The following is a 26,224-nucleotide window of genomic DNA, read 5'->3' as shown; positions in this document are numbered from 1 at the left end:
GAACGATCCCGTCAAAGCCATATTTGCTTCCCGGCGGTACAACCATGTTCAAGACCGGCACAGATCCGGCGGCTCGCTTCAAGACCCAGGAGCGGGAAAAACAGGTGGATAGAACGATGTGGTTTCTCATCAAGGGAAGTATGTGGTTCGCGGCGGTGCTGGTAGTGCTCTCCTACTTCAGCAGCAAGCCGGCGACCGAGACCGACGGGCTTTCGCCCCTGCAGGTCAGCAACGCATTTTCGGCTGCGACCGAAGCCTATCAATATGTGAGCGCCATCTGCACCGAAAAGCCTGAGGTCTGTGAAAAGGGTGCCGAGACCTTCTCGGCGCTCGGCACGAGGGCCAGGCAGGGCGCCCAGGTCGCCTTCGAGCTGCTCGACAAGCAGTTCGGCGACAAGGGCAAGGAGACCGCGGTGCTCGCTGATCCGGAACCGACCCCGTTCCCGGCCAGACAGGCCGAAACGGCAGCCGCTACCGGCGCCGATACGATCTTCACCGGCACCGTGCCGGTCCCGCAGAAACGGCCGACCCACTAATCCCGCGCACCAGTCGGCGCGCCAAATCGACCTGATACCGGACGTCTCATCCGAAACCGATTTTCAAAGCTTGCACCGGGCTCTCAATGCCACGGTTCCCGGTGCCTGATCTGCCTGCCCTGTCATTCAGCATTTGCTGACGCCGTGAGGATTACCCCTCACGGCGTTTTTTTTGCTTTTATCCGGGCCTGCAGTGCCTATATGGAGCGGATAGAAGAACCGGAGCGCTTATGGCCAGCCTCGAGCAGATCATCGAAGATTTCGAATACCTCGACGAGTGGGAAGACCGCTACCGTTACGTGATCGAACTCGGCAAGGCGCTGCCGGACCTTTCCGACGACAAGAAGACCGCAGACAACAAGGTGCAGGGCTGCGCGAGCCAGGTTTGGCTGGTCAGCCATCTCGGGGACGGCAGCGCCGATCCGGTGATGACCTTCGAGGGCGATTCGGACGCCCATATCGTGCGCGGCCTCGTCGCCATCGTGCTCGCCGTCTATTCCGGCAGGACCGCCTCCCAGATCGCCGCCACGGACGCTATCGAAATCTTCGACCGCATCGGCCTGGTCGAGCACCTGTCGTCCCAGCGCGCCAACGGGCTGCGTTCGATGGTCAAGCGCATCCGGGAAGAGGCAAGGATCAGGGCTGCGGCCTAGGGGACAGCCGTTCAGACCAGCGTCCCGGCCCGCCAGCCACCCTCTACGCAAGGGGAAACTCGCGGCAACGTCTCGCCCTCCTTAACCGCTTTACACCGGTGCGACATGGCTTCCTGTGCAAAAAGGGAGGATCATGGGGTGTGGCATAGCTGCGGAATTCGGTCGCCAATGCCACCATTGATGACGATGGCTTACGGCAACTTCGCGCCGGAAGCAGACGAGCCAGCGATTGGGAATGACGGGCCATTTTATTTGGTATTGCGATCAGCTTCCACTTGGTGCTCGGTAGCATCCAGCAATTTCGTTACAGCTTCGTGGATGAACGCGGAGCGACCTTTCTCTCCCACCAAGTTGTCGATCCTGTCCAGGTCATCCTGCTGAACCAATGTACCGTCATCGGCTTTGACGCATTCAAATAGGGTCATGTCCCGAAATTCCGCGATAGCTCGTTGCTGTAACTCCGGTGTCAGGAAAGCCGGGACCGCGTATGCACGCAAAGTAAGGCGGTCCAGTATCTTGGCAAAATCAGTCGATGCCGCCCGTTGGTGAGCCTTCAAGGCGTCGGCGAGGAGCATTCGCTTCTGGCGAGATTTCATCGCATGTTCGGCGATGTCGCCCAAAAGGTCGCACTGTTTGTCTTTCTGTACTTGGTCGGGTCCCGCTGGTGCGGAAGCGGCGCTAAGCAAGACGATCAATAAGGTAATTACTTTTGTGCGAATACTGAACCTCAATATGTTTATGCGGATTGGGCTGATCTCGCTATGCGTTTTCTTCGACGGAGCCACCATGGTTCTATTTGGCTTGCCACAGTGAACGATGGCCGAAAGGGGCCGACAGCCGCCTCGGCAGGAACGCGCCAACAGCGATCATTCGACCCCGTCACCCGGTTTGCCTCGAAACCTTTTTGTGGATTTTGTCGGGAGGCTTTTTCCAACCTCGTTGCGCTGCCATCGCCTCGGCACGCCTCCGGGCGTTGAAAGGATCGATGTAGCCCTCAATCTTGAACGCCCGGCCTTTCCACAGGAGGATGCCGACCTTTTGTTCGTCGTCCCAGTGAAACTCCATCGCGCGATTGTAGATCATTCACGGCACCGCGCTGCGAAGAAGATCGAGATTGCCTAGCAGACTGCTACAAATGATTAGATTTGGCAAGCGAAGTGGATGACCGCTTCTCCAATCGGGCATTTGCCACGCAACCACGACAAGTCTCCGTCACAGCACCGGCCGGTAATCCTCGGTCCCCCAGTGATGGTTCTGGCGGCGTTTTGCCGGAGCCGGCGGCGCATAATGGCGGGCGAGTGCGAGCAGCGCGGTGCGCAGCATGAGTTTGGCCGAGCGGGCCGGCCATTGGCGTTCGCGTTCCACCGTCTCAAGACCCTTCGCAAAGCAGCAGACATCCACCGCGACGCCGGAAAGTTCCGGCCCCATCGCCTCCACCGCCCTCGAAAAACGGTTGCGGGCCGATATCGCGCTGTCGGCAATGTCGGCCTGGCCGCCGGCGGTGCCCTTGGCGCGGGTGGCGAGCCGCGGCTCCCAGGAGGCGGTGACGCGAGGCTGGAGTTGGCCACGGGTGAAATCGGTGAGCAGCCGCTCGCCCGCTTCCAAGGCTTCGGCCGGCAAAAAGGGTTTTCCGTCGCGGTCCTTCATCCGTGCGATCACGCCGAGCGGTGATTCCGCAAGGTTCCGGCGCACGGGCTGGCGGGCGCCGTCGATCTCGACCGATGTCATGACGATCTCGCCATGCTGCTCGACGAACACCTCCTCGCCCGTCACCAGCGCACGGCGCAGGAAGCTGGACGCCGCCGCACTTGCGGCAATCCTTCCGTCGCTAAGCTGCGCCAGTCCGAGCGAACGGGCCTGCGCGATCACCGCCTCGGGATAGGCCCGTTCCTCCGCCCCGATGAGCCGGATCTCGCCCGCCTCACCCGCCGCGATCGTGCAGTCGCCGCGGGCGAGCTGGCGGATCAGCCGCAGGAGGTGCCGCCTGCGGGCCGGGTCCGCGGCCTTGTCCATCACGGGTTTCCGGATTGCCTCAGTCATGGGCCGCTACCTCCGACAGGCCGAAAACGGCGGTGACGATGCGCTCGACGGCCGCGACGAACTCGTCGAAGGCCAGATCGTCGCGGCGATCCTCGACCACGTGGCAGGCGTGGCCGACGGTGGTGCGGTCTCGGCCGAAAGCCTCGCCGATGTCGCTCATCGAAATTTGGAGCGCCACATGGCAGACATACATGGCGATCTGGCGCACATGGCAGGAAAGCCGGCGCCGGTCGCGGCGCAGCATCACCCTATCGCCGAAAAGCTGGACCAGTTCGCAGACCATCTGACGGACGATGCGGCAGGCGCTCTTCAGCGGCAGGCTGGCGGGAAGCTGCGGCGAACCGCCCGTATCCAGCAGCACAGGCGGGGAAAACGGCAAGGAGGAAGACGGGGCGGAGGGCTCGAAATATCTCTCGAAAGGCATGACAACTCCTCAATTAATAGGAATTAATTCATACACCCTAGAGCAAAAACGGGGCCGCTGGAAACCACTTCCGCGCTATTATTAGCTGAAATTGTTGATATTTTCCACAAGTTCTCGAAAGATAATGGGAATTTCTTCCTCTACCCATCCCCGCGATGCCCGTTTCGAAAAAGAAAAACCGGGCACTCGATCGGCCCGGTTCTTTATCCGCATCTCTGTTTCGATGCCAAAACCAGCCACCCGCCGCTGTCGCGATCGGTCCTCATCGGGCTGGTCTCAAATCCTCCCTGCCTTGTCGGCGTCGCCCCGGGATCAGACCTTGCCGCGCTTGCGGCGCTGGCCGAGACCCATTTCCTTGGCGAGCCTGGAGCGGGCTTCCGCATAAGCGGGCGCCACCATCGGATAGTCGGCCGGCAGGCCCCACTTCTCGCGATACTCTTCGGGTGTCATGTTGTAGTGAGTCATCAGATGCCGCTTCAGCGACTTGAACTTCTGCCCGTCCTCCAGGCAGATGAGATAGTCGTCCTCGATCGATTTCTTAATCGGAACCGGGGGCTTTGGCTTTTCGATGGCCACGACAACTGGTGCAGGCGAAGAGGTGTTGCTCAACGCCGAATGCACGTCCGCGATCAAGTTCGAAAGATCGCTGACCGGCACCACATGGTTGCTCACATAGGCGGCCACAATATCTGCGGTCAGCTCTACCAGCAGATCCGGGCTTTTGCCCAATGCGACGTCTGTCATTTCCTGTCTCCTGTTTAAGTGACTGGCTGGCCCCGCGACCTCCGCGACACCTGCCCGTTCGTAGAGTCTCCCGGAGAAAACCTATGCCGTCCCGCCGTCTTGCGACCGAAGCCTACCCCTAAGCTTCATGCGGAAAAGAAAACGGTTCACACCGGATATTGCGTTCGATTGAAACCTTCCCTTGCGTGTGAACGGCGTTATCGTTCCTCATCGAAGAACTTGTCGACTCACCAAAATGACGAGGGAACGCCTAATCTAGAACAACATCTGCACTCTACTTGCAATGAAGTACCACTGCTTCGCTTCTTCTCCAAGTGCGAATTTCGCCGATTACCAGCCTTTCTGCCTCCTATATCGCTCCTACATCAGCTTTACTGATGAATAGATGGGCATTTGCTCAACGGCAACAGGATTATAACTCGGTCCAGAAAGGATTATATTCGCTTATCGTAATCCTTCATTTCATCCCGGACGGACTCAGCGCAAAGTGGATAGCCAACCTTGTGTGCTGCCATAGCGAGTAGATGCGCCGAAATCGGCGCCGTTAGCACGAAGAAGAAGAAGCCTGCAAGCGCTCTTGCGAAAGTCGGCAGGTCGCCCGCATGGACGCCGACCGCAAGCAACAGGAGCCCGGAGCCGACCGTGCCGGCCTTGGAGGCGGCGTGCATGCGGGTATAGAGGTCCGGCAGACGATTGAGGCCGATCGCCGCCACCAGCGCGAACCCGGCGCCGCCAAGGATCAGAAGTGCGGTTATCGCGGCCAATAGAATGTCCATCATTTCTTCGCCTTCCGCCGGACGGCCGGCCCGGTGCCGGATGGGCGCCTTGCTGCGGATCTGCGCCGCGGTTCGGGCACCGACGCCGTGAACGTCTTCATCATGTCTTCTTTCGGCGCCTCTCTGTTCCCGCGCGACAGGATGAACCGCGCAAAAGCCACGGTCGCGAGGAAGCCGACAAGGCCGAGCGAGATGGCGATATCGATATAGAGCGTGAAGCCGGTGCGGATGGCGATCAGCGCGATGAAGCCGATGACGATGCCGGTCAGCATGTCGAGCGCCACGACCCGGTCGGCAAGCGTCGGCCCCTTGATCACCCGCCAGACGGTGAGCAGGAAGGAGAAACAGAGCACCACGAGCGCCAGCCAGACCGCATAGGAGATGATCATTTCAGCCGTCGTCATCGGAACGCCTCCATGATCTTGCGCTCGAAGCCATTGGCGATATCCCGCTTCGTGGCTTCGATGTCGGAACAATCGATCGCGTGGACGAACAGCGTCTTGCGGTCCTCGGAGACGTCGACCGACAGCGTGCCGGGCGTCAGCGTGATGAGGTTGGCAAGCAGGGTGATCTCGAAATCGCGGGTCACGGTCAGCGGAAAGGCGAAGATGCCGGGCTTCAGGTCCATGCGCGGGCTCATCACCAGCACCGCCACTTTCCAGGCCGACAGCGCCAGTTCCTTCAGGAACAGCGCGAGCAGCGACAGGATGCGGCCGAGCCGCCGCCAGTAACCGCGGGCACCCATCTCGTCGCGGACGATCCAGAGCACGAGCGTCGACAGCGCAAAACCGAAGATCAGGTTGTGCAGCGTGGCGCTACCGGTGACCGCGACCCAGACAACGGCAAAGACCAGGGACAGGATATAGGTGATCATCGCGCTGTCCCTCCCGGGAAGACCGACTGGATATAGGCCGCCGGCTCGCCGAGCCCCTCCGCCGCCCTCTGGGCCAGATCGAGCAGCGGTTCCGGCAGCAGGCCGAAAAGAACGACGAGCGCCGTCAGGCAGCCGAGCGGCAGGGCGATACGCCAGTCGACGGACGTGCCGGCCGGAGCGGCGGCCTCGGGAACAGGGTCGGGCTGCGGCCGCCAAAAGGCAAGCAGGAAGACGCGGGCGAGCGCCAGCGTGATCAGAAAGGCGGAAAGGAGGATCGCCGCGGCCAGCCACCAGGCGCCGATATCGAGCGAAGCTTTCAGGAGCGCCACCTTGGGCCACAGGCCGGAGAGCGGCGGCAGGCCGGAGGCGGCGAGGAACAGCAGGAAGCTGGCGCCGGAGAACCACGGCGCCTTCCGGTAAAGCCCGCCGAGGCCGGAGAGCGCCCAGGTGCCGCCGAGCCTACCCGCTTCGCCCGCCACCAGATAAAGCGCGGTCATGGTCACCACCGAATGCAGCGCATAGAGGATGGCGCCGCTGACGGCCGCCGGCGTGCCGATCGCGACGCCCGCCATCATGTTGCCGATGCCGGCGATGACCACGTAACCGACGAGCCGGCGGATATCGTTCTGCGCCAGGGCGCCGAGCGCGCCGACCAGCATGGTGAGCGCCGCCGAGATGGCGACGATCAGGCTCAACGCCTCGCGCTCGACGGGGAAGAGCATGACCGTGACGCGGATCAGCGAATAGATGCCGACCTTGGTGAGCAGCCCGCCGAACAGCGCCGACACGACCACGCGCGGCGTGTGATAGGAGGCCGGCAGCCAGAAATTCACCGGAAAGGCGGCGGCCTTCATCGCGAACGCCAGGATGAACAGCGCCGTCAGCGTCGTCAGCGGCGCGGTCTCGCGCAGGCCTGCCGCCTTGCGGGCGATATCGGCCATGTTGAGCGTGCCGAAGATCGCATAGAGGTAACCGACCGCGATCAGGAACAGCGTCGTGCCGATCAGGTTGAGGACCGCGTATTTCAGCGCGCCGTCGATCTGTTCCGGCTGCGAGCCGAGGATCAGGAGGCCGAAGGACGAGATCAGCAGCACCTCGAACCAGACATAGAGGTTGAAGATGTCGCCGGTCAGGAACGCGCCCGTGACGCCGGCCATCAGCAGCATCAGGAACGGGTAAAAGCCGTAGCGCCGGCCGCTCGCGTCGATATCGGCGAGCGCGAATATCCCGGCGGCAAGGGCTGCGATCGCCGCGGCGAGCGCCATGACCGCGCCGAAAAGGTCGGCGGTGAACGCGATCCCGAAGGGCGGCAGCCAGCGGCCCATCACCATGGTGACCGGACCATGGACCGAGACGCGCCAGAGCAGAGCGGCATCGAGGAGGACAAGCAGCGCCAACCCGGCAATCGCGATGCCGCCATGCAGGCGGACGGACTTGCGCACCATCATCAGCACGGCACCGAGGCCGATCATCAGCGCGACCGGGAGAACGACCAGCCAGTCGGGAAGCGCCGGGGCGGCGAGGATCAGGGCTGCGGAGAGATCGACGGACGGAGAGGCCATCAGTGGATGCCTCCCGGTGGGGTGTCGGCTTTCCCAAGTCGAGCCATTTGCCCCGACCCGCTCTTGGAGTCCTCCGCGAGCGCAGGGCGATGCCATATGGGATGCGAGGCGGTGCGTGGAGCCCCTCCCCCTTGTGGGGAGGGGTTGGGGAGGGGTCTTCGCTGTGAATAAAACCCCTCCCGCCTGCCGGCCACCCTCCCCACAAGGGGGAGGGTTAAGACTGCTGCACCCCCTGGCGTCCCATATCGCTCAACAGAAAGCGGAGAAATAGGAAGCGGGAAACCCGCCGCTGGCCGATCTCCCCCCTTGGGGGGGAGATGCCCGGCAGGGCAGAGGGGGGTGCCGCGGCATCCGAAGCCGGTGGCGGGAAAGAACATGACGACCTGCAACACCATCCCCTCAATACCCCATGGGCGGAAGTTGCTCGTTCCGCGGTTCGGCGAGCCGCATCTCGTCGGTATCGTCAGTGCCGAGCTCCTGGTAGGCGCGGTAGGTCAGCACCAGGAGGAAGGCGAAGAAGGAAAACGAGATGACGATCGCCGTCAGGATCAGCGCCTGCGGCAGAGGATTGGCGGCGCCTGGCGACAGCGTGTCCATGCCGGCCGGGATGATCGGCGGCACTTCGCGGGTGAGCCGGCCGGCGGTGAAGAGCAGCAGGTTGACCGCGTTGCCGAGCAGCACCACGCCGAGCAGGATGCGCACGGTGGATTTCGACAGGATGAGGTAGATGGCGCCCGCAAAGAACAGGCCGATGAGGATCGAAAACAGCGCTTCCATCAGTCCTTCCCCTCCACGTCGGAGCCCGGCTCTTGTTCGAGCGCAAGCGCGATCGAGGTGATCGCCCCGACCACGACCAGATAGACGCCGATATCGAAAGACATCACCGTCGAGAGCGGCAACTCGACGTCGAAGACGACGGGATAGACCCAGAGCCCGGTCATGAACGGCACGCCAAAGAAGATCGACAGCACCCCGGAAAGGGTGGCGAGCAGCAGGCCGAAGCCGGCGATCGCCATCGGGTGGAACCGGATCGCGCGGCGTACCGAAGGCACACCGAAGGCGATGCCGTAGATCGCCAGCGCCGAGGCCGCGATCAACCCGCCGATGAACCCGCCGCCGGGTTCGTTGTGGCCGCGCAGCAGGACAAAGACGGAGAACAGCAGCATCAACGCGGTCAGAGAGGGGGCGACGGTGCGCAGGATGAGAGTGTTCATGGATGAGCACCTCGTGCATTGGTTGCCACCACTTCTTGGAGGTTGAACAAGGTCCGTTCCCTCCGCAGGTAGAACTCTGCCAGCCCCCCTCTGCCCTGCCGGGCATCTCCCCCACGGGTGGGGAGATCGGCTGGGCGCGCTGGCCTGCCTCTACGCAACCTCCCCCCAAAAGAGAAGCCCCGATCGCAACGCTCGATGGAGGCCGAGGCCTCACTGCGATCCGATCTCCCCCTTGTGGGGGAGATGCCCGGCAGGGCAGAGGGGGGTGCGCCACGATAACGAGCCTCATCGCCCCTCCTCCGATCCGGCGCGTCTGCCCGCCCTCACCCGGATCAGCGCCAGGACCGCGAGCGCGGTCACCATCACCACCGCGATCTCGCCCAGCGTATCCGTGCCGCGGAAGTCGACGATGATGACGTTGACGACGTTGGCGCCGTGGGCGACCGTCTTGGAATAGGTGTTGAAGAAATCGGTGAGCACGGTGTCGAACGGTGCCTGCGTCGATTTCAAAAGCAACAGCGTGAAGCCGAGGCCGCAGGCGACCGCGACCATCCCGTCGAAGAGCGACTGTCCCAGAGGCCGGTGATCCCGGGGCGAGAGCCGCAGCCGCGTCATCACCAGCGCCAGGATGACGACCGACAGGGTCTCGACCATGAACTGGGTGAACGACAGGTCCGGCGCGCCGAACAGAAGGAAGATGACGGCGACGGCAAAACCCTGGATGCCGAGCGAGACGATCGCCGTCAGCCGGTCATTTGCGCGCAGCACGGCGAAAAGGCCGATCACCGCGATTGCGAAGAAAGCCGCTTCCTGGACCAGCAGCTCTTCCGGCCAGGCGGGCATTGCCGGCAGCTCCCCGAACACGAAAGGCGGGACGAGCAGTGTCACGGCCAGCAGGATGAAGGTCGCGGTGACGTAGATCTCCAGCCGGCCGGGCTGAATGAGACGGGTGACAGCAGCCGAAAACCGCACCAAGCCGGAGACAATGTGATCGAAACCGCGGTCCGGGCCGGGACCGAGGCTTTCCACCGCCCGCACCATGAAGGCCCGCAGGTCCGTCAGCCGCCAGAAGGCGAGCGCGCCGAGCAACACGGTGACCACCGACAGAAGCAGCGGCACACCGAGATGCGGCACGGTCGAGATGTCGACGACGATCTTCTGGTCGGTGATCGCGCTTGCCATCGGCGAGGAGATGTAACGATGCGCCGCGCCGGAAAAGAGTGCGGCAGCCAAGCCGAGCACCGAGAGAACAACCGGGCCCAGCCAGAGCGTCACCGGGCCTTCGTGGGCATATTTCGGCGTCTCGACATGGGGACCGAGGAAGGGTTTCAGCGCCACGGCAAAGGCGATCGCGAACATCAGCGCATTGCCGATTACGGCAAGGCCGGTGAAAAACACCGCTCGCGGATTGCCGGCGGCGAGTGCCGCATAGATCTCCTCCTTGGCGAGGAAGCCGAAGAACAGCGGCAGGCCGCCCATCGACAGCGCCGCCAGCAGCGCCGCGCCGAAGGTGACCGGCATGGCGGCGCGCAGGCCGCCGAGCTTCGTGACGTCGCGGGTACCGGCCTCATGATCCACCGTGCCGGCAACCATGAACAGCGCGCCCTTGAACAGCGAATGGGCGACGAGATAAATCACCGCCGCCTCGACCGCATGGGCCGAGCCGAAGCCGGTCAGCATGACCAGGAGACCGAGCGAGGCCATGGTCGTATAGGCGAGCATCAGCTTCAGGTCCGTCTGGCGGACGGCGAGAAAGCTGCCGGCGATCAGCGTGATACCCCCGAAGAAGGGCAGCAGGATCACCCAGGCGGGCGTATCCCCCATAACCGGGTTCAGCCGCATCAGCAGATAGACGCCGGCCTTCACCATGGTTGCCGAATGCAGGTAGGCCGAGACCGGTGTCGGGGCTTCCATCGCGTTCGGCAGCCAGAAATGGAACGGAAACTGCGCCGACTTGGTGAAGGCGCCGGCAAGCACCAGAAGAAGGGTGGCGAGATAGAATGGGCTCTGGCGCAGCCCGTCGCCCAGGTGCACGAGCAGCGAAAGCTGGGTGACGCCGGTGATGTTCCAGAGGAAGACCAGGCCGGCGAGCAGGCAGAGCCCGCCGCCGCCGGTGACCACCAGCGCCTGAAGTGCTGCACGCCGCGCCGCCTCCCGCTCGTGATCGAAGCCGATCAGCAGGAAGGAGGTGATCGAGGTCAGCTCCCAATAGACGAACAGCATCAGAAAGCTGTCGGAGACGACGAGGCCGAGCATGGCGCCCATGAAGGCGATGATGAAGGCCATGAAGCGCCCCTGCCCCTCATGACCCTTCATGTAGCCGCCGGAATAAAGGACGATCAGGGTGCCTATCCCGGTGATGAGAAGCGCGAAGGTGAGCGACAGGCCGTCGAGGAACCAGGAGAAGGAGAGGTTGAAGCTCGGCGCCCAGGCATAACCGCCGGTCACCACTTCGCCAGCGGCGATTTCGGGCAGGAAGGTGCAGAAATGCGCAAACGCGAGCGCCGGTGCCAGCGCCAGGACGAAGGCGGCCCGGTCGCCCAAAAGGCGGGTGAGGAAGGGGGCCAGAACGGAAGCTACGAAGGGAAGGAAGAGTGCGAAGAACGTCAACGCCGGCGCATTGGCAGCCATGTCATCTCCACGCTTCAGAAGCCCCACACCGCCCGACCGTTCGGAGGCAGGTGATTTTCTATGGGAAACGTCGCACCGCCTCAAGCAGAACCGGACGAAACACACAGAAACGCGACTTTTCGGGAATTTGATGGCAGGGGCGACGGACGCGTGGGGGCAGCTTAGTGCCAGAAGCAGACCCACCGCCCTATATTCAAAAGGGACAGGTTGTCGCCGACGTTGCAGCATGTCCACACGCTCTGAGAGTTTCGCGCCACAATGTTGGCGCGAGTAGACCGCTTGATCCGGTTCTGTATTATCCCTGTCTTCTGAAGATGATGGGGTGGTTCATGAAATTTTTGATTGCGGCATTCGCCGGCTTGTTGCTGTTGACGGGCTGTCAGACATCGGTGCCGGAAAGCGTCGCATCGTCACAGACACCGCCGACGGATGCCGTGAAGCGGGAGGTGCTGAAAACTGCCCGTCGCATGGGTTTCCGCGACCGGGACATCTACGGCGCGCAGATTTCAAGCGTCGTCCTGCTCAATCCGGGGAAGAGTATCTACGCCTTCTGCGTTTCCGGCTTTGGACGGCAATATAATTATCCCGCCCGTTACGGCGTATCCATGCGCGACGGAAAGATTCTCGGCTACACCCTCGATGATGTCCGTTGCCAGGACAGCCGCCTCAAATACTACCCGTTTCCAGAACTCGACAATCTGGGGCACTAAAGCGTGTCGCTGTTTTTGCGATTCATGGTTCTCAAATCAGTCCATCCGTGATTCCCTTTGATGTGAAGGGAGATCGCCATGGGCAAGTCACATCCGATTGCGTTGCGTGAGCGTGTCGTAGCGTTAGTGGAAGAAGGCCATGGGCATCGGGAGGCCGCCCGGCATTTTCGGGTGTCGCCGCGTTTCGTGAACGATCTGGTGATCCTGAAGCGCGAGACAGGTTCGCTTTCGCCGCGCCGGCAGGGGCACCTTGGCGGCGGTAAGCTTTCGGCACAGCACGCGTGGGTTGGAGAGCGGCTGGCACAGAATGGCGAACTGACGCTGGACGAGCTTTGCGTGGAACTTTGCGGACGTGGCGTCATCGTCCATCGCTCCAGTGTCGGACGGCTTCTGCATCGGCTTGGGTTGAGCCATAAAAAAAAGCCTGCAGGCCGCCGAGCAGTTGCGCCCGGAGATCGCGCGGGCGCGTGAACTGTGGACCGCACGGCGCAAGCCTTTCTTCAACAAAGGATTGGCCCGGCTGGTTTTTATCGACGAGACATCGACGAACACAAAGCTGACGAAGCGGTCGGGATGGTCTGCGCGAGGGCAGCGCTATCGAACGCATTCACCCTTCGGTTCGTGGAAATCCCAAACCTTCATCGCCGGGCTGCGATCCCATGGCATGGTTGCCCCCTGGATCGTTGACAGGCCGATGAACGCCCGCATCTTCGAGGCGTGGATAGAGACCCAACTCGCGCCGAACCTGTCGCCTGGAGACGTCGTCATTCTCGACAATGTCGCCTTTCATAAGAGCGAACGGGCCGAAGAACTGGTCAGGGCAAAGGGAGCCTGGCTGCTGTTTCTGCCGCCCTATAGTCCCGACCTCAATCCCATAGAGATGGCCTTCTCAAAACTCAAGACGCTGCTGCGAAAGCGGGCTGCCCGCAGCTTCGATGCCATCACGCAAGCCCTCGGCGAAATCTGCAATCTCTTCTCCGTCACAGAATGCAGAAACTACTTCAAAGCCGCAGGATACGAGGCAGATTAAACGCGACACGCTTTAGTCGCCAGCCGGAATCCCGCGCCTAGCTCGGCGGCCTTGCTGCGCTGACTGCTTTGCGCGATTTGCGGACAAACGTTTTCCGATTTGTTCAATCCCGCTCGATAGGCTCGGAAGTCCGCTTCGACTGGAAGCGGCCATGCCGGCATCCGCTCTCCAATCGCGGACTTTTCCTTCGCGGCCTCAATGCCTATCTATGGGGAAACGAAAGGAACCTTGCGATGTCCGATGTCATCACCCCGAAAGTCCAGAAGACCGATGCGGAATGGCGCGAGCTGTTGACGCCCGAACAGTACCGCATCCTGCGCCAGGCCGGCACCGAACGCGCCTTTACCGGGCCCTTCTGGAACAGTCATGAAAAGGGTCTCTACAGCTGCGCCGCCTGCCACGAGCCGCTGTTCGTCTCCGACACCAAGTTCGATTCCGGCTGCGGCTGGCCGAGCTATTTCGAAGCGGTGAATCCGGAGGCGATCACCGAAATCCGCGACGTTTCGCACGGCATGGTGCGCACCGAAGTCCGCTGCAGCAATTGCGGCGGCCATCTCGGCCACGTTTTTCCGGACGGCCCACCGCCGACCGGGCTGCGCTACTGCATCAACGGCCACGCGATGGACTTCGAGGCAATGAAGTAAAGCAAAACACCCGAAGCGCCGGTGATCCGCCGGCGCTTATTTCCAATTCTCAATAATCGTCGCTGATCTCGAGCCAGTAGCCGTCCGGATCCTGCAGGTAGATCGACCGCACGCCGTCACGGCGGATATGGATCTTGCCCTCGTTTCTCGCCAGATCGCTGTATCTGGTGCCGGTGCCGGCGATATGGGCGACCGTGCCGTCGAGGTCGGTCACGGCGATGCAGAGATGGGTCGACATGGTGACGTAGGTATCGCCGAAATCGCCTTCGATCAGGTGGATGGACTGGCCGTCGCCGATGCCGAACCAGCGGATGTTCGGCTTGCGGGCCTTGCACTCGATTTCCGGCAGGCGCAGGACCCGGTGGTAGAAGTCGGCGCTGCGGGTAAGATCGCGAACCATGATGGACAGGTGGTTTATGCGAAGCGACGCGGCCATGGTCTCCCTCCAACAGCACTCGCGGAACCGCCTGAGGTCAGGCCAGGTCCTTGTCGTAGACGATGATCCCCGGCAGCAGCACCCAGGAATGCCTGCGGCATTCATAAACCGAATGCGGGGCGGCGGGAAGCCGGGAGGGCTCCGTGCGCTAGACCGGCAGTTCCACCGTGAACGCGAAGCGGGCCTTTTCGCCTGGCTGAAGAACCACGCCGTAGGGGCGCCTGGCGATATCGTCCGAGCCGCCGAGTTCTGCCGCGGTGCCGTGCCAGGGCTCGATGCAGATGAAGGGAGCGCCGGGTTTCTGCCAGAGCGCCAGGTTCGGCAGGTTCTCGAAGGAGAATTTGAGGGCGGGGCCGCCCTCGGCGGCATAGGTCAGCCCCTCGCCCGCGCCCTCCGGAAAGATCATCGCATCCGCCTCGAACATCGCATGGTCGAGCGTCAGGCTGCCGGCCTCGAAGGGCGACGGCAGCTTTTCCGGCTTGACCAGCCCGCTTTCCAGCCGCGTCAAAGCCGGTTCGGCGCCGTTGTCGAGGGTAATGGTGTGGGCTCCCACCGCACCCGGGATCGGCCAGACGAAGGCCGGGTGGAAACCGAGGCCGAAGGGCATCGCCCGGGCGTCGCGGTTTTCGACTTCGGCCGCGACCGTCAGCGTCCGGCCATCCAGCGCATGTTCGACCGCCAGCAGGAAGTCGAACGGATAGACGGCGCGTGTCGCGTCGGATGCGGCGAGTTCGTAGCGGCATATGGTCCCGCTCGACGAGGCGAGCGTAAACTCGCTGCGGCGGGCGAAACCGTGCTGGCCCATCTCGTAAGACTTGCCATCGACGCTGATCCGGTTTTCCGGCGCCTTGCCGACCATTGGAAACAGAACCGGCGAGCGGCCGTTCCAGAAGGCGGCATCGCCATTCCAGAGAAACGAGCGGCCGTCAGCCGCTGTCAGCGCCTGCATCTCGGAGCCGAGCGAGGAGATGTCGACGGTCAGGTACTGGTTGGAGATGCGGGTGACGTCTGACATGGCGGCTCCTTCTGGTTCCGGTTCGGAATCATGGCCCATCTTTGCGCGCCAGACGTTTCCGTTCAATGACGCGCGAAACCTTTTCGAGCCTCAGGCCCTCATAGCAAGAACGGGAAGACGCTCCTGTTCGGCCTTTTCCGCCATGCGGATTTCATAGGCCTTGCCCCAGTCCGCCATCACCGTCACGGCGTGGTTGAGGCTGCGGCCGAACTCGGTGGCGGAATATTCGACCCGCTGCACCTTGCCCGGAAATACCTCGCGGCGGATGAGATCGTCGGCCTCCATCTCGCGAAGCTGCTAGGCGAGCATCTTCTCGCTGATCCCTAAGAGGATGCGCTTCAACTCGCCGAAGCGGCGGGGCTCGACGTTGATCTCCCAGAGGATATCGGTCTTCCATTTTCCCCCGATCACATTGAGGGCGCTCGCAAAACCGCAATCGTCGTCCGGCAGGCGTTTCATTCCCGTTCTCCCCTAACCGCAGAGTAACCGCTTACCCGAAGGTGCGTAATTTACCCGCGCCGATCCGCAGCGGTATCAAATGGCATCTCACATATCGGAGTTCAACTCGATGACCACAACAGGATTTTTCGGCGCGGGCCGGATGGCAGCAGCCCTCGTTCGCACCCTGGCGAAAAACGGCCATGACGACGACGATTTCGCGATGCTGGCGCGGCCCATGGTGAGGTCATGACCGGCGTTGAAGTTCCCGTCACCCGCACCGCCGCCTGTTCCTGCGGCAACTTCCGGCTCACCCTCGCGGGCGCGCCGGAGCGGGTCTATGCCTGTGCCTGCCTCGAATGCCAGAAGGCGACAGGATCGGCGTTTTCCTATCGGGCCCGTTATCGCAAGCAGGCGATCGTCGCCGACGGAGGCGAGCGGCGCCAGTTCCGGCGGATCACCGACGAGGGCCGGTGGATGGACCAGGTCTTCTGCCCGAATTGCGGCACGCTCGTCTATATGGAGGCGGAGGTGCTGGAGAATGGGATCGTCGTCTCGGTCGGCTGTTTCGGCGAGCCGGATTTCGCGCCGCCGGCGGCAATCTTCTGGTCGCGTCGGCGCCATGGCTGGTACGAACCGGACGCGGACATCCGGCTCGTCGAATAGGGCTCAGTCTTTCGCGACCTCGCCTGCATATTGATCGTCCGTCACCGCGCCCAGCCATTCCGCCGTGCTGCCGTTCAGCGCTTCCTGGATGGCGATATGGGTCATGGCGGTGGTCGGGGATGCGCCGTGCCAATGTTTTTCGCCGGGCGGGAACCAGATCACGTCGCCGGGCCGGATGGCCCGGACCGGCTCGCCCCAGACCTGGGCGAGACCCGCGCCGGCCGTGACGAGCAGCGTCTGGCCGAGCGGGTGGGTGTGCCAGTCGGTGCGCGCACCCGGCTCGAAGGTGACCGAAAGGGCGCGGACCCGGGCCGGCTCCGGCGCCTCGACGATCGGATCGAGCCGGACGGTGCCGGTGAAATATTGTGGCGGTGCCTTCGAAGGCTGCGATCCGCTGCGCTTGATGTCCATGGTTCGATCCTCGCTGAACGACTGGTGACGCTTCATATAGGTCAGGACGGCATATAGGTCACAACGGCCGCGGCGCGACGTCCAAAAATTCTTGACTTCGATTTTCGCACGTTTATGCCTTTCAGTCGAAGAGCGTCGGCCTTTGAGGTTCAGTTTGCCTAAGTAATCCCCGGTCTCGACAGGTTCACCCTCCCATGTGTGGAAGAGCGATGACGCTTGCCCGCGTGGGAACACTGTTCATCGGGGTGGCGGCTTGAGACCGGTTTGGCATTGATCGTGCCAGTGCGGCCTCCGCTGCCCTGCCTCCGACGCTCCCTTCCCACAGTCCGGACCTTCGCCACACCGTGTGCGCCCCAAGAGGGCTTCTTGAGTGCCGTTTCCCGCATGAACTTCCTGACCGGAAGATCAAAACGGCATGTGCAATATCCTCCATCTCGAATGGACAGCGACACCCAAAACTCCACCCCGGCCGATCCTTGGCTGCAGCGGCTGCGGCGGTCCTCAACCGTTCCGTTCCAGCGGCCGCATCCGCCTCAACGCCAACGGCAAGCGGCTCGATGCCTGGCTCATCTACAGATGCATCGCCTGCGACGGCACCTGGAACCGGCCGATCTTCGAGCGGCAGACCATCCGGGCGATCGATCCTGCCATGCTCGACGCGATGCAGGCGAGCATGCCGGACTTCGTGGCCCGCATCGAATTCGACGCGCTGGCGCTGAGGGCCAAGGCCGGACGCATCGAGGAAAGCGACGACATCGACATGCGCAAGGCGGTGCTGCGCCACGATGCGGATTGGCGGCGGATCGCGATCACACTCGCCCTGCCCTACCCGACCGGCCTGCGGCTCGACCGGCTGCTGGCGGCGGAACTGCCGCTGTCGCGCAGCCGGCTGCGGGTGCTGTTCGACAGGCAAGAGATCCGGGTCGAGCCGGAGCGGAAGGATGTGCTGAAACGCGGCATCCGCGACGGCACCCTGATCACGCTCGACCTGCGCGACGAGGCCGAGCGACTAGTGGTCGGAAAGGCGGCGATCGGGAGAGCGGCGATGGGCGGCTGATCAGCGATAACCGGTGGCGTCGGCCGGCTTGCCGGGCTCCTGAACCTCTTGCATGTAGCGCCAGCAATCCGGCCGCGAGCCGTCGACATCATCGAATTCATAGACCTTGGCAAGGCCGCCGCTCGACAGCGACTGGCCGTTCCAGCGCGCCCGGTCCGGATCGGCGGCAAGCGCTGCCACCGCCCGGCCGATGAAGCGCGGGGTTTCGGAAATGCAGAAATGCGGCTGGGCGACGAGCGCATCCCGCCAGTTCTCCTCGGTCACCCGATAGATATCCAGCATCATTTCGGAGCGCAGCCAGCCCGGCGTGATCGAGACCGAGGTGCTGCTGAGCTTTTCGAGATCCTTGCCATGCGCCCAGGCCATGCGCGTTGCCGCGGTTTTAGCGAGGTCGTAGAAGGGCGAGAGGCGGTAGTGTTCGGCATTGTATTCGGCGGTGCCGTCGGTGACCTCGACCAGCAGGCCGCCCGGCTTTTCGATCATCAGCTTCAGCGCGTGATGGGCGGTGATCAGATGGGTGTCGATCGCCAGCCGCAGCATGCGCAGGCCCTTTTCCAGATTGTGCTCCCAGACCGGCTTGTCCCATTCGAACAGATGTTCGCCGCCCCAGATGTCGTTGACGAGGATATCGAGCCTCCCCTGCTCCTTGCGGATGCGCTCGACGAGCGCTGCAACATCCTCCGGGACGAGATGATCGAGGGGGACCGCAATCCCCGTGCCGCCGGCTTGCGTCACCAGGTCGGCAGTGTCCTCGATCGTCTCCGGTCGCAGGTATTCCGACTGTTTTTCCCGAGTCGTTCGGCCGGTGACATAAACCGTGGCGCCGGCTGCCCCGAGCTCGACGGCGATACCCCGCCCGGCGCCCCGCGTGGCGCCTGCCACCAGCGCGATTTTTCCCTCCAGCGGCTTTTTGTACACGTGCGACATGACGGCTCCTTCCCTTCCGGTTCCGTATGGTTAGAACTGGCTTTCCAAATCGAGGCAATATATAAACGTTTATTCGTTTATAATTCGAGAGGCAAGATGGCGCGACCAAAAACCATGCCGGACAGGGACGTACTGGCGGCGGCGCTGAAGGTGATGCACGCAAAAGGCCCGGAGGCGCTGACCTTCGCCTCGCTCGCGACGGCCTGCGGCCTTTCCGGCTCGACGCTGGTGCAGCGCTTCAAGAACAAGGAAGAACTTGCCCGCGCCGCGCTGCTGTTTGCCTGGGACGATCTGGATGCCAAGACGGAAGCGGCGATCACCGCCGCGCCGAAGACGCCTCAAGGTGCCGTGGACATTCTCGTTACGCTTTCCGGAGACTATGGCGGCATCGAGGCTTACGCCGAAGGCCTGCTGATGCTGCGCGAGGATTTTCGCGATCCTCGCCTGCGCGCCCGGGGCTTTGCCTGGGGCGAGGTTCTGTCCGCCGCGATCACCGCCTGTTTTGCGGCGACGCCGGGCACGCCTGACAATATCGGCATGCTGATGGCCTCGCAGTGGCAGGGCTGCCTTCTCTGGTGGGGATTCAATCCCGCGGGGCCGATCGATGCGCATGTGCGCAGGAGCCTGGAAGAGTTCGTGGCAGCGGTACTGCCCGGACGATAGGAAAGGCCCGGACTACCTGGCCTTTCGTAACCGTCCGGTTCAGGCTCCCCGTTCAGGTGATCTTGCCGCTGCACCGCGGCCGAAGGGCAGCGACCAGCCTGCGGCAGGCGATCAACAGAATTTCCGTCTTCAGCGACACGATCGCGACACCGGCAAGCACGATCGCGGTGGCGATGATCTCTCTCAGGCTGACAGGTTCACCCAGCAGGACAAAACCGAGGACGATCGCCCAGGGCGGCAGGAAATAGCCGTTCATCGAACCGATGGTCGGACCTGCCTTCTTGAGGATGTTCATGTAGAGAACGATCGGCAGGGCCGTTCCGAACACGCCGAGGACGACAAGCAGCGGCAGGTTGTCGAGTGCCGGAGAGAAGGCCGAAAGACCGCCGAGATAGATCATCACCGCGAAGGTCGGCAGGCCGGAAAACAGCTGCTGTCCCAGCGCCAGCCGGACCGGCTGAGCACCTGGAATACCGCGCACATAAAGATTGCCGAGCGCATAGCTGACCGCGACGATGGCCACGGCGCCGACGCCGCGAAGGCTGACATTGTCGGCACCGAGCGCTGCCGGGCCGATCAGCAGGACCATGCCGCCGAAGCCGGTCGCAAGCCCGAGCGCCACTTTCGGCGTCAGCCGTTCGCTGGCAAACAGCGCCTGCGCCAGAACCGCGACGACGAGCGGCGTGGAGGCCTGGATCATCGATGTCAGGCCCGCCGAGATTTCCGTCAGCGCGTAGGCCGTCAGGCTGTTCGGCACGACGCCCTGCAGGAAACCGAGGACGATCCAGTCGCGCATTTCCCGTCCGCGCGGGAGAATGTTGTGGCCGGAGACGACCATCCATATGGCGATCAGGCTGCCGCCCATCAGCCCTCTCACCGCCGTCAGGGCGAGCGGAGAGAGCGCGGTGCCCGCCAGCTTCAGCAGAATGAAGGCGCCTCCCCACAGGAAGGAACAGGCAAGCATCAGCACGATCAGCGGAATTTCAAAAGGCTTCCTTGCGGCGATCGAAGGCATGGTCGTTTCCTCACCTATTTATCTTCATGTGAAGATATTTGCGCCCGATTTATCTTCATGTCAAGATAGTTTTATCGAGACGGAGAATCGGAATGGCGCGAGAGCAAAAAACGCAGGATCACATCGACCGGGCGCGGGCCCAGTGGGCCAAACAATTGCCGGATCTCGACACGGGGCCGATGGAGATTCTCGGCCGCATCTACCGCCTGTCGCGGCTGGTCACGCCGTCGATCGAGGCGACATTCGCATCGTTCCAGCTGGACCGCGGGGAGTTCGATGTCGTGGGCACGCTGCTGCGCTCCGGGCCGCCCCATCGGCTGACGCCGACGGAACTCTACCGATCGCTGATGATCGCCTCCGGCAGTCTCACCCACCGGCTCGGCCGGCTGGAAAAAGCCGGACTGATCAAGCGCGTCCCGTCCGACAGAGACGGTCGAAGCCTTGCGGTGCAGCTGACGGACGAAGGCATCGGCAGAGCGGAGGCCGCATTCCGGCGGGACATGGCAAGCGAGGCGGAGGCGATCGCGGATTTCGATCCGGAGAAGAAGGCACAGCTTGCCGACCTGCTGCGGGAACTGAATCTCGCTGTCGAGGCCCATCTTTCACGACAGGGACCACCGGAGCCGACGGAGGATTGACGGAAGGCGGGCTCACACGGAAGCGAGCTTTCGACGTGCCGGCAAGGTCATGGCGGCAACTCCTGCGACGACGCAGATCAGGCCTATCCAAGCGCTCGCATGCAGGCTTTCGCCGAGAAAGACGACGCCGATCGCCACCCCGACGGGCACCCGCAGATAGGCCTGCGACGTCGCGCCGACCGAACCGAGCGTCTGCATCAGCCGGAAATAGATGACGAAGGCGAGCGCCGTGGAGAAGACTGAGAGCGCGACCAGCGCGAGGATCGATTCCAGGGAGGGCGCAAGCGTCCAGGGCTTGTCGAGGATCAGGCTTGCCGGGACCAGCAGCGCGGCGCCGCAGACGAGCGAGCCCGCCGCCGGCATGATCGGATCGAGACCCTTGAAGTTCCTGCCGAAGATTGCCGCACCGGCATAACACACCGTCGCCAGCACGATCGCCAACTGAGGTACAAGTCCCTCCCCCAGGCCCGAGAGCGCCTGCACGCCGATGACAAGGCAGATGCCGACAAGCCCCGCGCCGACGCCGAACAGTTTTCGACCCGTCACCGGCTCATGGCGGGTGACCAGCGCCGTGATCAGGAAGGCGAAGATCGGCGTGGTGGAATTGAGGATGGCAGCAAGCCCGGCCTCGGTCGATTGTTCCGCCCAGGCAATCAGCGTGAAGGGAACGGCGCTGTTCAGGCAGGCCTGGAACAGGAAGCGCGCCCAGATGGCCCCGCCGCGCGGCAGTTTCAGGCCGCGCCAGCGGATGACGGCGAGCAGCACCGCCCCGGCGATCAGGGTTCTCAGCGCAATCAGGGTCACCGGCGGGATGGTTTCGACGCCGATCTTGATGAACGTATAGGAGGCGCCCCAGAGCGTGGAGAGCGCCAATAGCAGCGCCAGTTCTTTGGTCATATTCGGTGTGTTCGGCATGATCTCGCCTGGCCTGTTCGCATTTCGATGCGGGTGTTCTAGGTCAGGACGCAGGGCGGATGCTTCGGTGCGGATCGAAGTGTTCTCAAGCTGCGCTGCTCGAACGGCAGCGGCTGAGCGCACTTGCGGGCGGGCACCGCCTGTTGCAATGATGCGGACTCATTCAAGGAACACGATATGCCCTCGACCGAGCTGTTTCTCGCCTTTCTCGCCACCACTGCGGTGTTCGCCTATATACCCGGGCCGGCCATGCTTTATGCCGCTGCCCAGACGCTGGCGCGCGGACGGTGGTCGGGGCTGATGGCCTCGCTCGGCATCCATATCGGCGGTTATGCGCATGTGTTTGCCGCAGCCGCCGGGCTTTCGGTGCTGTTCCATGCGGTGCCGATGCTCTATCTGGCGGTGAAGCTGGCGGGCGCGGCCTATCTCGTTTGGCTCGGCATCTCGCTGTTCCGCGCCAAGGCGGCGGGCGATGTCGAACTTCCGGAGATCGCCCAGAAATCCGGTCGGCGGGCGTTTTTCGAAAGCATCACGGTGGAAGTGCTGAACCCGAAGACGGCAATCTTCTTCCTCGCCTTCCTGCCGCAGTTCATCGACGCATCGGCCGCCTTCCCCATCTGGCTGCAGTTCGTGATCCTCGGGACGATCGTCAACCTGATGTTCTCGTCCGCCGATATCGTCTGCGTCTTCCTCGCCGGCGCTGTCATTACCCGGCTGAAGCGCTCGAGCGGAGCGCAAAGGCTGATGCAGCGGGCCGGAGGGGCGCTGCTGGTCGGTCTCGGCGCGCATCTGGCGCTGCAGCGGAGTTAGTCAGTCTATTAAAAAAGCAGCCCCGCGCCATCTCACCCCGTAACCTTCAACTCCATGCAGGTCAGATCCAGCCAACGGCCGAACTTGGTGCCGACTTCGGAAAAGGTGCCGGCGGTGCGGAAGCCCAGCTTCTCGTGCAGGCCGATCGAGGCGGTATTTCCGGCCTCGATGCAGGCGACCATGACGTGGATGCCGCCCGAGGCGGCGCGAGCGACCAGTTCCCGCATCAGCAGCCGGCCGATGCCGGCGCCGCGGAAATCGCGGTGCACGTAGACGGAATGCTCGACCGTGTGGCGGAAACCGTCGAAGGCGCGCCAGTCGCCGTAGGAAGCGTAACCGGCGACCTTGCCGCCGACCTCCGCGACCAGAACCGGGAAGCCGCGCGCCTTGCGGGCGGAGAACCACTCCTTGCGGTTCTGGAGATCGACCAGGACTTCGTTCCAGATCGCCGTCGTGTTGGCGACCGCGTCGTTGTAGATCTCCGTGACAGTGGAGAGATCGGTTTCGGTGGCGTCGCGGATGAGGGGTTCGGTCATCGAATGGTGTCCATCATGATATTCTTTCGTCCACTATATCAGACGATCGAATAGCGAGTCCAGATTTGTTGGCCTTCTCCTTTGACAACTTCGTTGGAATCGATGCGGGAGGACAGAGCCCGGCATTTGCCGACAGTCCTGGCTTGGCCGATAGCATGGCGGAGTCGCGAGCCTGAAGCCGGTCGACTGCCGCAACAAACCGAACCTCGGATCAAGAACCGCCGGAGAGGCTGAAGCAGGTCATCACCGCGCCGTAGTGGACGGCGGCGGCGGCGACGACGAACCCGTGCCAGATGGCGTTCTGGAACCGCAGCCGCTCCCAGACGTGGAAGATCACCCCCAGCGAATAGATGAAGCCGCCGATGACGATCAGCCAGACGGTGACGGCCGGGAGATATTGCGAGATCGGCCCCGCCACCATCACGCCGCTCCAGCCCATGGCGAGATAGAGCAGGATCGTCAGCTTGTCGAAACGGCCGGGAAACAGGCATTTCAGCGTGATGCCGAAAATGGCGGTCGCCCAGATCGCCAGAAGCATGGCGAATATCCACGGGTCGTGCGCACCGCGCTGCAGGAACGGCGTATAGGTCGCGGCGATCAGGATGAAGATCGCCGAATGGTCGAGCCGCCGCAGCACCCATTTGGTGCGCGAGTGAGGCCAGATATTGTAGGTAAACGAGATCGACAGGCAGATGATCAGGCCAAGGCCGTAGATCCAGGCGGCGGCGATCTCGCCATGGCTCGACCAGACGGTCGCATAGAAGATCAGGGCGGTGGCCCCAACCAGTGCAAACACGATGCCGATGCCGTGGATGATGCCATCCGCGACGATCTCGTGAAAATCGTACTTCCGTCCGAAATTGAAAAACTCGTTCATCCGACCTTCCGCCTGCCTCGATCTTAAGAATGAGCATGACCACTGCGGAAGGCAAGAGAGGGAGGATTCACATTCCGTTTCCTGCGTTAAACTTCGCCCGACACCTCGCCGGCGCAGGTCTGGCAAAGGGGCGTGTGCGGTACGGCATCCAGGCGCTGCTCGGCAATCGGCTGACCGCATCTGGCGCAGACGCCGAACGTGCCGGCGGCGATGCGGTGAAGTGCCGCGTCGATCGCCGCAAGCTCCCGTTCGCCGGTTTCGCCGAGCTCTTCCAGCACCTCGTCATTGTTGCGCTCGACGGCACGGTCGTCGTCGTCAGGATTGCGGGGCGTGACGAAATCCTGTTCGATGCGGTTCAGGCGGCTTTCCAGCTCCGCCTTTCTCGCCCTCAGAATATGTCCATATCTTGTCGTATCCATGGGTCCGTTCCTTCTCAGCGGTCGACGAGGACCGAGCACGTGGCGTGGCGCACGACGCGGTCGGCGGTGGCACCGATCAGGTAGTTCGACAGGTCCGGGATATGCGAGGCGACGATGATCAGGTCGGCGTCCTGATCCGCCGAAGCGGCCAGGATTTCGCGCGCCGGCGCGCCCTGGCGGATCTCGATATCGGCTTCGATGCCGGCCTTCCGGCGAAGCTCGACGAGCTGCCGCTCGGCATCCTGACGGGCTGCGACGGTCAGATCGACGGTCAGTTCGGAGACGAGATAAGCGGGCATGTCCTCGACCACGTTGACGATCAGGATGGTGCCGTCCTTGTCGAGCAGGTTCGCTGCGGTGAGCAGGATGCGCTCGCCCTTTTCCAGAGCGGAGACATCCACTGCGACGATGATCTTCTTGTACATGCGATCTCCTTTCGATCTCCTTCACGTCTTTCGGTCTATCGTAGCTGCACCTGGTCTGAACCGGCCTTGACCGAGGTCAAACCCGTCTATTGTCCACAATTTGGAGACGATCCATCATCAGTTTACGCCCTGTCGTGAACGATGGACATGGGCCATATAGGTTGCAACAGGGCGTTTCGATCCGCCCGACGCAGAAAGGATTTCGATATGTCCGACGTCACGCAACCCTTCGCCCTGACCCGCCCGGCCCATGTCCGCGGCGCGCATCTGGTCGTCAGCGACCTGGCCCTGGTCTCCGGCTTCTACCAGAACATTATCGGCCTGAAGGTTCTCGAAAAGAGCCCGAGCGGTGAGGTGCTGGGCGTCGGCGGCCAACCGCTGCTGACGCTGACGACCGGCAAAAACGTCGCCCGTGCGCCGCGCAATGCCGCCGGCCTGTTCCACACCGCTTTCCTGGTGCCGAACCGGCAGGAGCTTGCCCACTGGCTGGCACATTCCACCCACAACAATATCCGGCTGGAGGGTGCATCAGACCACCTCGTCAGCGAAGCGATCTATCTGTCCGACCCCGAGGGCAACGGTATCGAGATCTACCGCGACCGAACCCCGCAGGAATGGACCCATCAGCCGGACGGCACGATCGCCATGGCGACCGAGCGCCTGAACCTGCAGGAACTCTACAACAGCGCTCCCAAGCAGGCGTTTGACGGCATGGCGGATGGCACGGCCGTCGGCCACATCCATCTGCAGGTCGGCGACATCCCGCAGGCAGACGCCTTCTATCGCGACGTGCTGGGCCTGAAGATCATGGCGCGGTATCCCGGCGCCAGCTTCTTTGCGACCGGCGACTACCACCACCATATCGCCGCCAATATCTGGAACAGCCGCGGCGCGCAGGCCCGCGAAGGCAACATGACCGGGCTTTCGGACTACACGGTCCGGTTCAACGACAAGGCGGCGCTCGACAGGGCGCTGACTGCGCTCGACACCCAGGAGATCGCCACGACGAGGACAGCCGAAGGCTGGTCGCTCAAAGATCCCTGGGGCATCGGCCTGACGCTCGCCGCCTGAGCCTGATCCGCCCCGTTTTGCGGACCAGCGGCGCCCCGGAACCGGAGCGCCGCTTTTGCGTTAAGAG

Annotated in this window: 34 protein-coding genes and 1 pseudogene; 12 read left to right on the top strand and 23 right to left on the bottom strand. The window is 62.9% G+C overall.

What is annotated here, in order from left to right; genetic code table 11:
• Positions 1-116: 116 nt before the first annotated feature.
• Both LZK81_RS06115 and LZK81_RS06110 read left to right on the top strand, forming a co-directional pair.
• Positions 117-536 (top strand): DUF5330 domain-containing protein, encoded by a 420-nt coding sequence (locus LZK81_RS06115; RefSeq protein WP_046607277.1) that lies wholly within the window; start codon positions 117-119, stop codon positions 534-536.
• A 230-nt stretch (positions 537-766) separates the two neighbouring features.
• Positions 767-1,189: a SufE family protein gene (locus LZK81_RS06110; protein WP_233955514.1), complete on the top strand. Its 423-nt coding sequence runs from the start codon at positions 767-769 to the stop codon at positions 1,187-1,189.
• A gap of 248 nt (positions 1,190-1,437) precedes the next feature.
• Here the strand turns inward: LZK81_RS06110 and LZK81_RS06105 are convergent, their stop codons facing one another.
• The 12 genes from LZK81_RS06105 to LZK81_RS06050 form a co-directional block, all read right to left on the bottom strand.
• Complete coding sequence (locus tag LZK81_RS06105) at positions 1,438-1,977, bottom strand: hypothetical protein (RefSeq protein ID WP_233955513.1); 540 nt, start codon at positions 1,975-1,977, stop codon at positions 1,438-1,440.
• A 91-nt stretch (positions 1,978-2,068) separates the two neighbouring features.
• A complete protein-coding gene (locus tag LZK81_RS06100) occupies positions 2,069-2,272 on the bottom strand; it encodes a hypothetical protein (RefSeq protein ID WP_233955512.1) in 204 nt (67 codons plus the stop codon).
• Positions 2,273-2,401: 129 nt separating this feature from the next.
• Positions 2,402-3,229 carry a DUF6456 domain-containing protein gene (locus LZK81_RS06095; protein ID WP_233955511.1) on the bottom strand — a complete coding sequence of 276 codons (828 nt, stop codon included), beginning with the start codon at positions 3,227-3,229 and terminating at the stop codon, positions 2,402-2,404.
• On the bottom strand, positions 3,222-3,653 hold the full coding sequence (locus LZK81_RS06090; RefSeq protein ID WP_233955510.1) for a helix-turn-helix domain-containing protein: 432 nt from the start codon (positions 3,651-3,653) through the stop codon (positions 3,222-3,224). The genes LZK81_RS06095 and LZK81_RS06090 overlap by 8 nt, the downstream gene beginning before the upstream one ends.
• A gap of 312 nt (positions 3,654-3,965) precedes the next feature.
• Positions 3,966-4,397, bottom strand: coding sequence for a MucR family transcriptional regulator (locus LZK81_RS06085; RefSeq protein WP_046607240.1), 432 nt, complete (start codon positions 4,395-4,397; stop codon positions 3,966-3,968).
• A 434-nt stretch (positions 4,398-4,831) separates the two neighbouring features.
• Entirely contained in the window at positions 4,832-5,176 is a 345-nt protein-coding gene (gene mnhG, locus LZK81_RS06080; protein WP_037083993.1) for a monovalent cation/H(+) antiporter subunit G, read from the bottom strand.
• Positions 5,173-5,577 carry a cation:proton antiporter gene (locus tag LZK81_RS06075; protein WP_233955509.1) on the bottom strand — a complete coding sequence of 135 codons (405 nt, stop codon included), beginning with the start codon at positions 5,575-5,577 and terminating at the stop codon, positions 5,173-5,175. The genes mnhG and LZK81_RS06075 overlap by 4 nt, the downstream gene beginning before the upstream one ends.
• A complete protein-coding gene (locus tag LZK81_RS06070) occupies positions 5,574-6,047 on the bottom strand; it encodes a Na+/H+ antiporter subunit E (RefSeq protein ID WP_046610714.1) in 474 nt (157 codons plus the stop codon). Before LZK81_RS06070 ends, LZK81_RS06075 begins: the two co-directional genes overlap by 4 nt.
• On the bottom strand, positions 6,044-7,609 hold the full coding sequence (locus LZK81_RS06065; protein WP_233955508.1) for a Na+/H+ antiporter subunit D: 1,566 nt from the start codon (positions 7,607-7,609) through the stop codon (positions 6,044-6,046). The genes LZK81_RS06070 and LZK81_RS06065 overlap by 4 nt, the downstream gene beginning before the upstream one ends.
• A 399-nt stretch (positions 7,610-8,008) precedes the next feature.
• Positions 8,009-8,386 (bottom strand): Na+/H+ antiporter subunit C, encoded by a 378-nt coding sequence (locus LZK81_RS06060; protein ID WP_046610716.1) that lies wholly within the window; start codon positions 8,384-8,386, stop codon positions 8,009-8,011.
• A complete protein-coding gene (locus LZK81_RS06055; protein ID WP_046627114.1) occupies positions 8,386-8,823 on the bottom strand; it encodes a Na+/H+ antiporter subunit B in 438 nt (145 codons plus the stop codon). The genes LZK81_RS06060 and LZK81_RS06055 overlap by 1 nt, the downstream gene beginning before the upstream one ends.
• A 285-nt stretch (positions 8,824-9,108) precedes the next feature.
• The gene (locus tag LZK81_RS06050; protein WP_233955507.1) at positions 9,109-11,454 is read right to left on the bottom strand and encodes a putative monovalent cation/H+ antiporter subunit A; all 2,346 of its coding nucleotides are present in this window, start codon (positions 11,452-11,454) and stop codon (positions 9,109-9,111) included.
• Positions 11,455-11,783: 329 nt separating this feature from the next.
• Between LZK81_RS06050 and LZK81_RS06045 the strand changes: the two genes are divergently transcribed.
• The 3 genes from LZK81_RS06045 to msrB all read left to right on the top strand — a co-directional run bounded on the left by LZK81_RS06045 (position 11,784) and on the right by msrB (position 13,838).
• Positions 11,784-12,164: a hypothetical protein gene (locus tag LZK81_RS06045; RefSeq protein WP_233955506.1), complete on the top strand. Its 381-nt coding sequence runs from the start codon at positions 11,784-11,786 to the stop codon at positions 12,162-12,164.
• 78 nt (positions 12,165-12,242) lie between these two features.
• Positions 12,243-13,194 (top strand): IS630 family transposase gene (locus LZK81_RS06040; RefSeq protein ID WP_233954196.1). Its coding sequence is split into 2 segments (ribosomal slippage): positions 12,243-12,578 and positions 12,580-13,194, totalling 951 coding nucleotides; the frame shifts between segments, so codons are not numbered across the junction.
• Positions 13,195-13,427: 233 nt separating this feature from the next.
• Positions 13,428-13,838, top strand: coding sequence for a peptide-methionine (R)-S-oxide reductase MsrB (gene msrB / locus LZK81_RS06035; protein WP_038584863.1), 411 nt, complete (start codon positions 13,428-13,430; stop codon positions 13,836-13,838).
• A 49-nt stretch (positions 13,839-13,887) separates the two neighbouring features.
• Here msrB and LZK81_RS06030 read toward each other — a convergent pair whose 3' ends face one another.
• The 3 genes and pseudogenes from LZK81_RS06030 to LZK81_RS06020 all read right to left on the bottom strand — a co-directional run bounded on the left by LZK81_RS06030 (position 13,888) and on the right by LZK81_RS06020 (position 15,748).
• Positions 13,888-14,274, bottom strand: a complete 387-nt coding sequence (locus LZK81_RS06030) for a VOC family protein (RefSeq protein WP_233955505.1) — start codon at positions 14,272-14,274, stop codon at positions 13,888-13,890.
• A 148-nt stretch (positions 14,275-14,422) separates the two neighbouring features.
• Positions 14,423-15,289, bottom strand: coding sequence for an aldose 1-epimerase family protein (locus tag LZK81_RS06025; protein WP_233955504.1), 867 nt, complete (start codon positions 15,287-15,289; stop codon positions 14,423-14,425).
• A 90-nt stretch (positions 15,290-15,379) separates the two neighbouring features.
• A pseudogene (locus LZK81_RS06020) lies at positions 15,380-15,748 on the bottom strand (winged helix-turn-helix transcriptional regulator).
• Positions 15,749-15,857: 109 nt separating this feature from the next.
• On the opposite strand from LZK81_RS06020, the gene LZK81_RS29245 reads away from it, so the two are divergent.
• Both LZK81_RS29245 and LZK81_RS06015 read left to right on the top strand, forming a co-directional pair.
• Complete coding sequence (locus LZK81_RS29245; RefSeq protein ID WP_255750505.1) at positions 15,858-15,980, top strand: hypothetical protein; 123 nt, start codon at positions 15,858-15,860, stop codon at positions 15,978-15,980.
• Complete coding sequence (locus LZK81_RS06015) at positions 15,977-16,393, top strand: GFA family protein (RefSeq protein WP_233955503.1); 417 nt, start codon at positions 15,977-15,979, stop codon at positions 16,391-16,393. The genes LZK81_RS29245 and LZK81_RS06015 overlap by 4 nt, the downstream gene beginning before the upstream one ends.
• Positions 16,394-16,396: 3 nt before the next feature.
• Here LZK81_RS06015 and LZK81_RS06010 read toward each other — a convergent pair whose 3' ends face one another.
• The gene (locus LZK81_RS06010; protein ID WP_038584852.1) at positions 16,397-16,804 is read right to left on the bottom strand and encodes a cupin domain-containing protein; all 408 of its coding nucleotides are present in this window, start codon (positions 16,802-16,804) and stop codon (positions 16,397-16,399) included.
• 415 nt (positions 16,805-17,219) lie between these two features.
• Between LZK81_RS06010 and LZK81_RS06005 the strand changes: the two genes are divergently transcribed.
• Entirely contained in the window at positions 17,220-17,861 is a 642-nt protein-coding gene (locus tag LZK81_RS06005) for a DUF1062 domain-containing protein (protein WP_233955502.1), read from the top strand.
• On the opposite strand, the gene LZK81_RS06000 is transcribed toward LZK81_RS06005, so the two are convergent.
• Positions 17,862-18,788: an SDR family oxidoreductase gene (locus tag LZK81_RS06000; RefSeq protein WP_233955501.1), complete on the bottom strand. Its 927-nt coding sequence runs from the start codon at positions 18,786-18,788 to the stop codon at positions 17,862-17,864.
• Positions 18,789-18,884: 96 nt separating this feature from the next.
• On the opposite strand from LZK81_RS06000, the gene LZK81_RS05995 reads away from it, so the two are divergent.
• A complete protein-coding gene (locus tag LZK81_RS05995; protein ID WP_233955500.1) occupies positions 18,885-19,451 on the top strand; it encodes a TetR/AcrR family transcriptional regulator in 567 nt (188 codons plus the stop codon).
• 52 nt (positions 19,452-19,503) lie between these two features.
• Here LZK81_RS05995 and LZK81_RS05990 read toward each other — a convergent pair whose 3' ends face one another.
• On the bottom strand, positions 19,504-20,466 hold the full coding sequence (locus LZK81_RS05990) for a DMT family transporter (RefSeq protein ID WP_233955498.1): 963 nt from the start codon (positions 20,464-20,466) through the stop codon (positions 19,504-19,506).
• A gap of 92 nt (positions 20,467-20,558) precedes the next feature.
• Here LZK81_RS05990 and LZK81_RS05985 point away from each other — a divergent pair, with 92 nt between their 5' ends.
• On the top strand, positions 20,559-21,104 hold the full coding sequence (locus LZK81_RS05985; protein ID WP_233955497.1) for a MarR family winged helix-turn-helix transcriptional regulator: 546 nt from the start codon (positions 20,559-20,561) through the stop codon (positions 21,102-21,104).
• A gap of 12 nt (positions 21,105-21,116) precedes the next feature.
• Here the strand turns inward: LZK81_RS05985 and LZK81_RS05980 are convergent, their stop codons facing one another.
• The gene (locus LZK81_RS05980; protein ID WP_233955496.1) at positions 21,117-22,019 is read right to left on the bottom strand and encodes a DMT family transporter; all 903 of its coding nucleotides are present in this window, start codon (positions 22,017-22,019) and stop codon (positions 21,117-21,119) included.
• A gap of 177 nt (positions 22,020-22,196) precedes the next feature.
• Between LZK81_RS05980 and LZK81_RS05975 the strand changes: the two genes are divergently transcribed.
• On the top strand, positions 22,197-22,829 hold the full coding sequence (locus LZK81_RS05975) for a LysE family translocator (RefSeq protein ID WP_046607222.1): 633 nt from the start codon (positions 22,197-22,199) through the stop codon (positions 22,827-22,829).
• A 32-nt stretch (positions 22,830-22,861) separates the two neighbouring features.
• Here the strand turns inward: LZK81_RS05975 and LZK81_RS05970 are convergent, their stop codons facing one another.
• The 4 genes from LZK81_RS05970 to LZK81_RS05955 form a co-directional block, all read right to left on the bottom strand.
• Entirely contained in the window at positions 22,862-23,365 is a 504-nt protein-coding gene (locus tag LZK81_RS05970; protein ID WP_233955495.1) for a GNAT family N-acetyltransferase, read from the bottom strand.
• 211 nt (positions 23,366-23,576) lie between these two features.
• Positions 23,577-24,242 carry a PAQR family membrane homeostasis protein TrhA gene (gene trhA / locus LZK81_RS05965; RefSeq protein WP_233955494.1) on the bottom strand — a complete coding sequence of 222 codons (666 nt, stop codon included), beginning with the start codon at positions 24,240-24,242 and terminating at the stop codon, positions 23,577-23,579.
• Between the two features lie 86 nt (positions 24,243-24,328).
• A complete protein-coding gene (locus LZK81_RS05960; protein WP_046610730.1) occupies positions 24,329-24,661 on the bottom strand; it encodes a TraR/DksA family transcriptional regulator in 333 nt (110 codons plus the stop codon).
• Positions 24,662-24,675: 14 nt separating this feature from the next.
• A complete protein-coding gene (locus LZK81_RS05955; RefSeq protein ID WP_046607218.1) occupies positions 24,676-25,086 on the bottom strand; it encodes a universal stress protein in 411 nt (136 codons plus the stop codon).
• A 207-nt stretch (positions 25,087-25,293) separates the two neighbouring features.
• Here LZK81_RS05955 and LZK81_RS05950 point away from each other — a divergent pair, with 207 nt between their 5' ends.
• Positions 25,294-26,157 carry a VOC family protein gene (locus LZK81_RS05950; RefSeq protein WP_233955493.1) on the top strand — a complete coding sequence of 288 codons (864 nt, stop codon included), beginning with the start codon at positions 25,294-25,296 and terminating at the stop codon, positions 26,155-26,157.
• The last annotated feature ends 67 nt before the right edge of the window (positions 26,158-26,224 follow it).

It is taken from the genome of Neorhizobium galegae (genome assembly GCF_021391675.1).
GTDB classification, from domain to species: Bacteria; Pseudomonadota; Alphaproteobacteria; order Rhizobiales; family Rhizobiaceae; genus Neorhizobium; species Neorhizobium galegae_B.
Note: the sequence above shows the minus strand (reverse complement) of the source record. Positions and strands in the feature narration are given on the sequence as shown.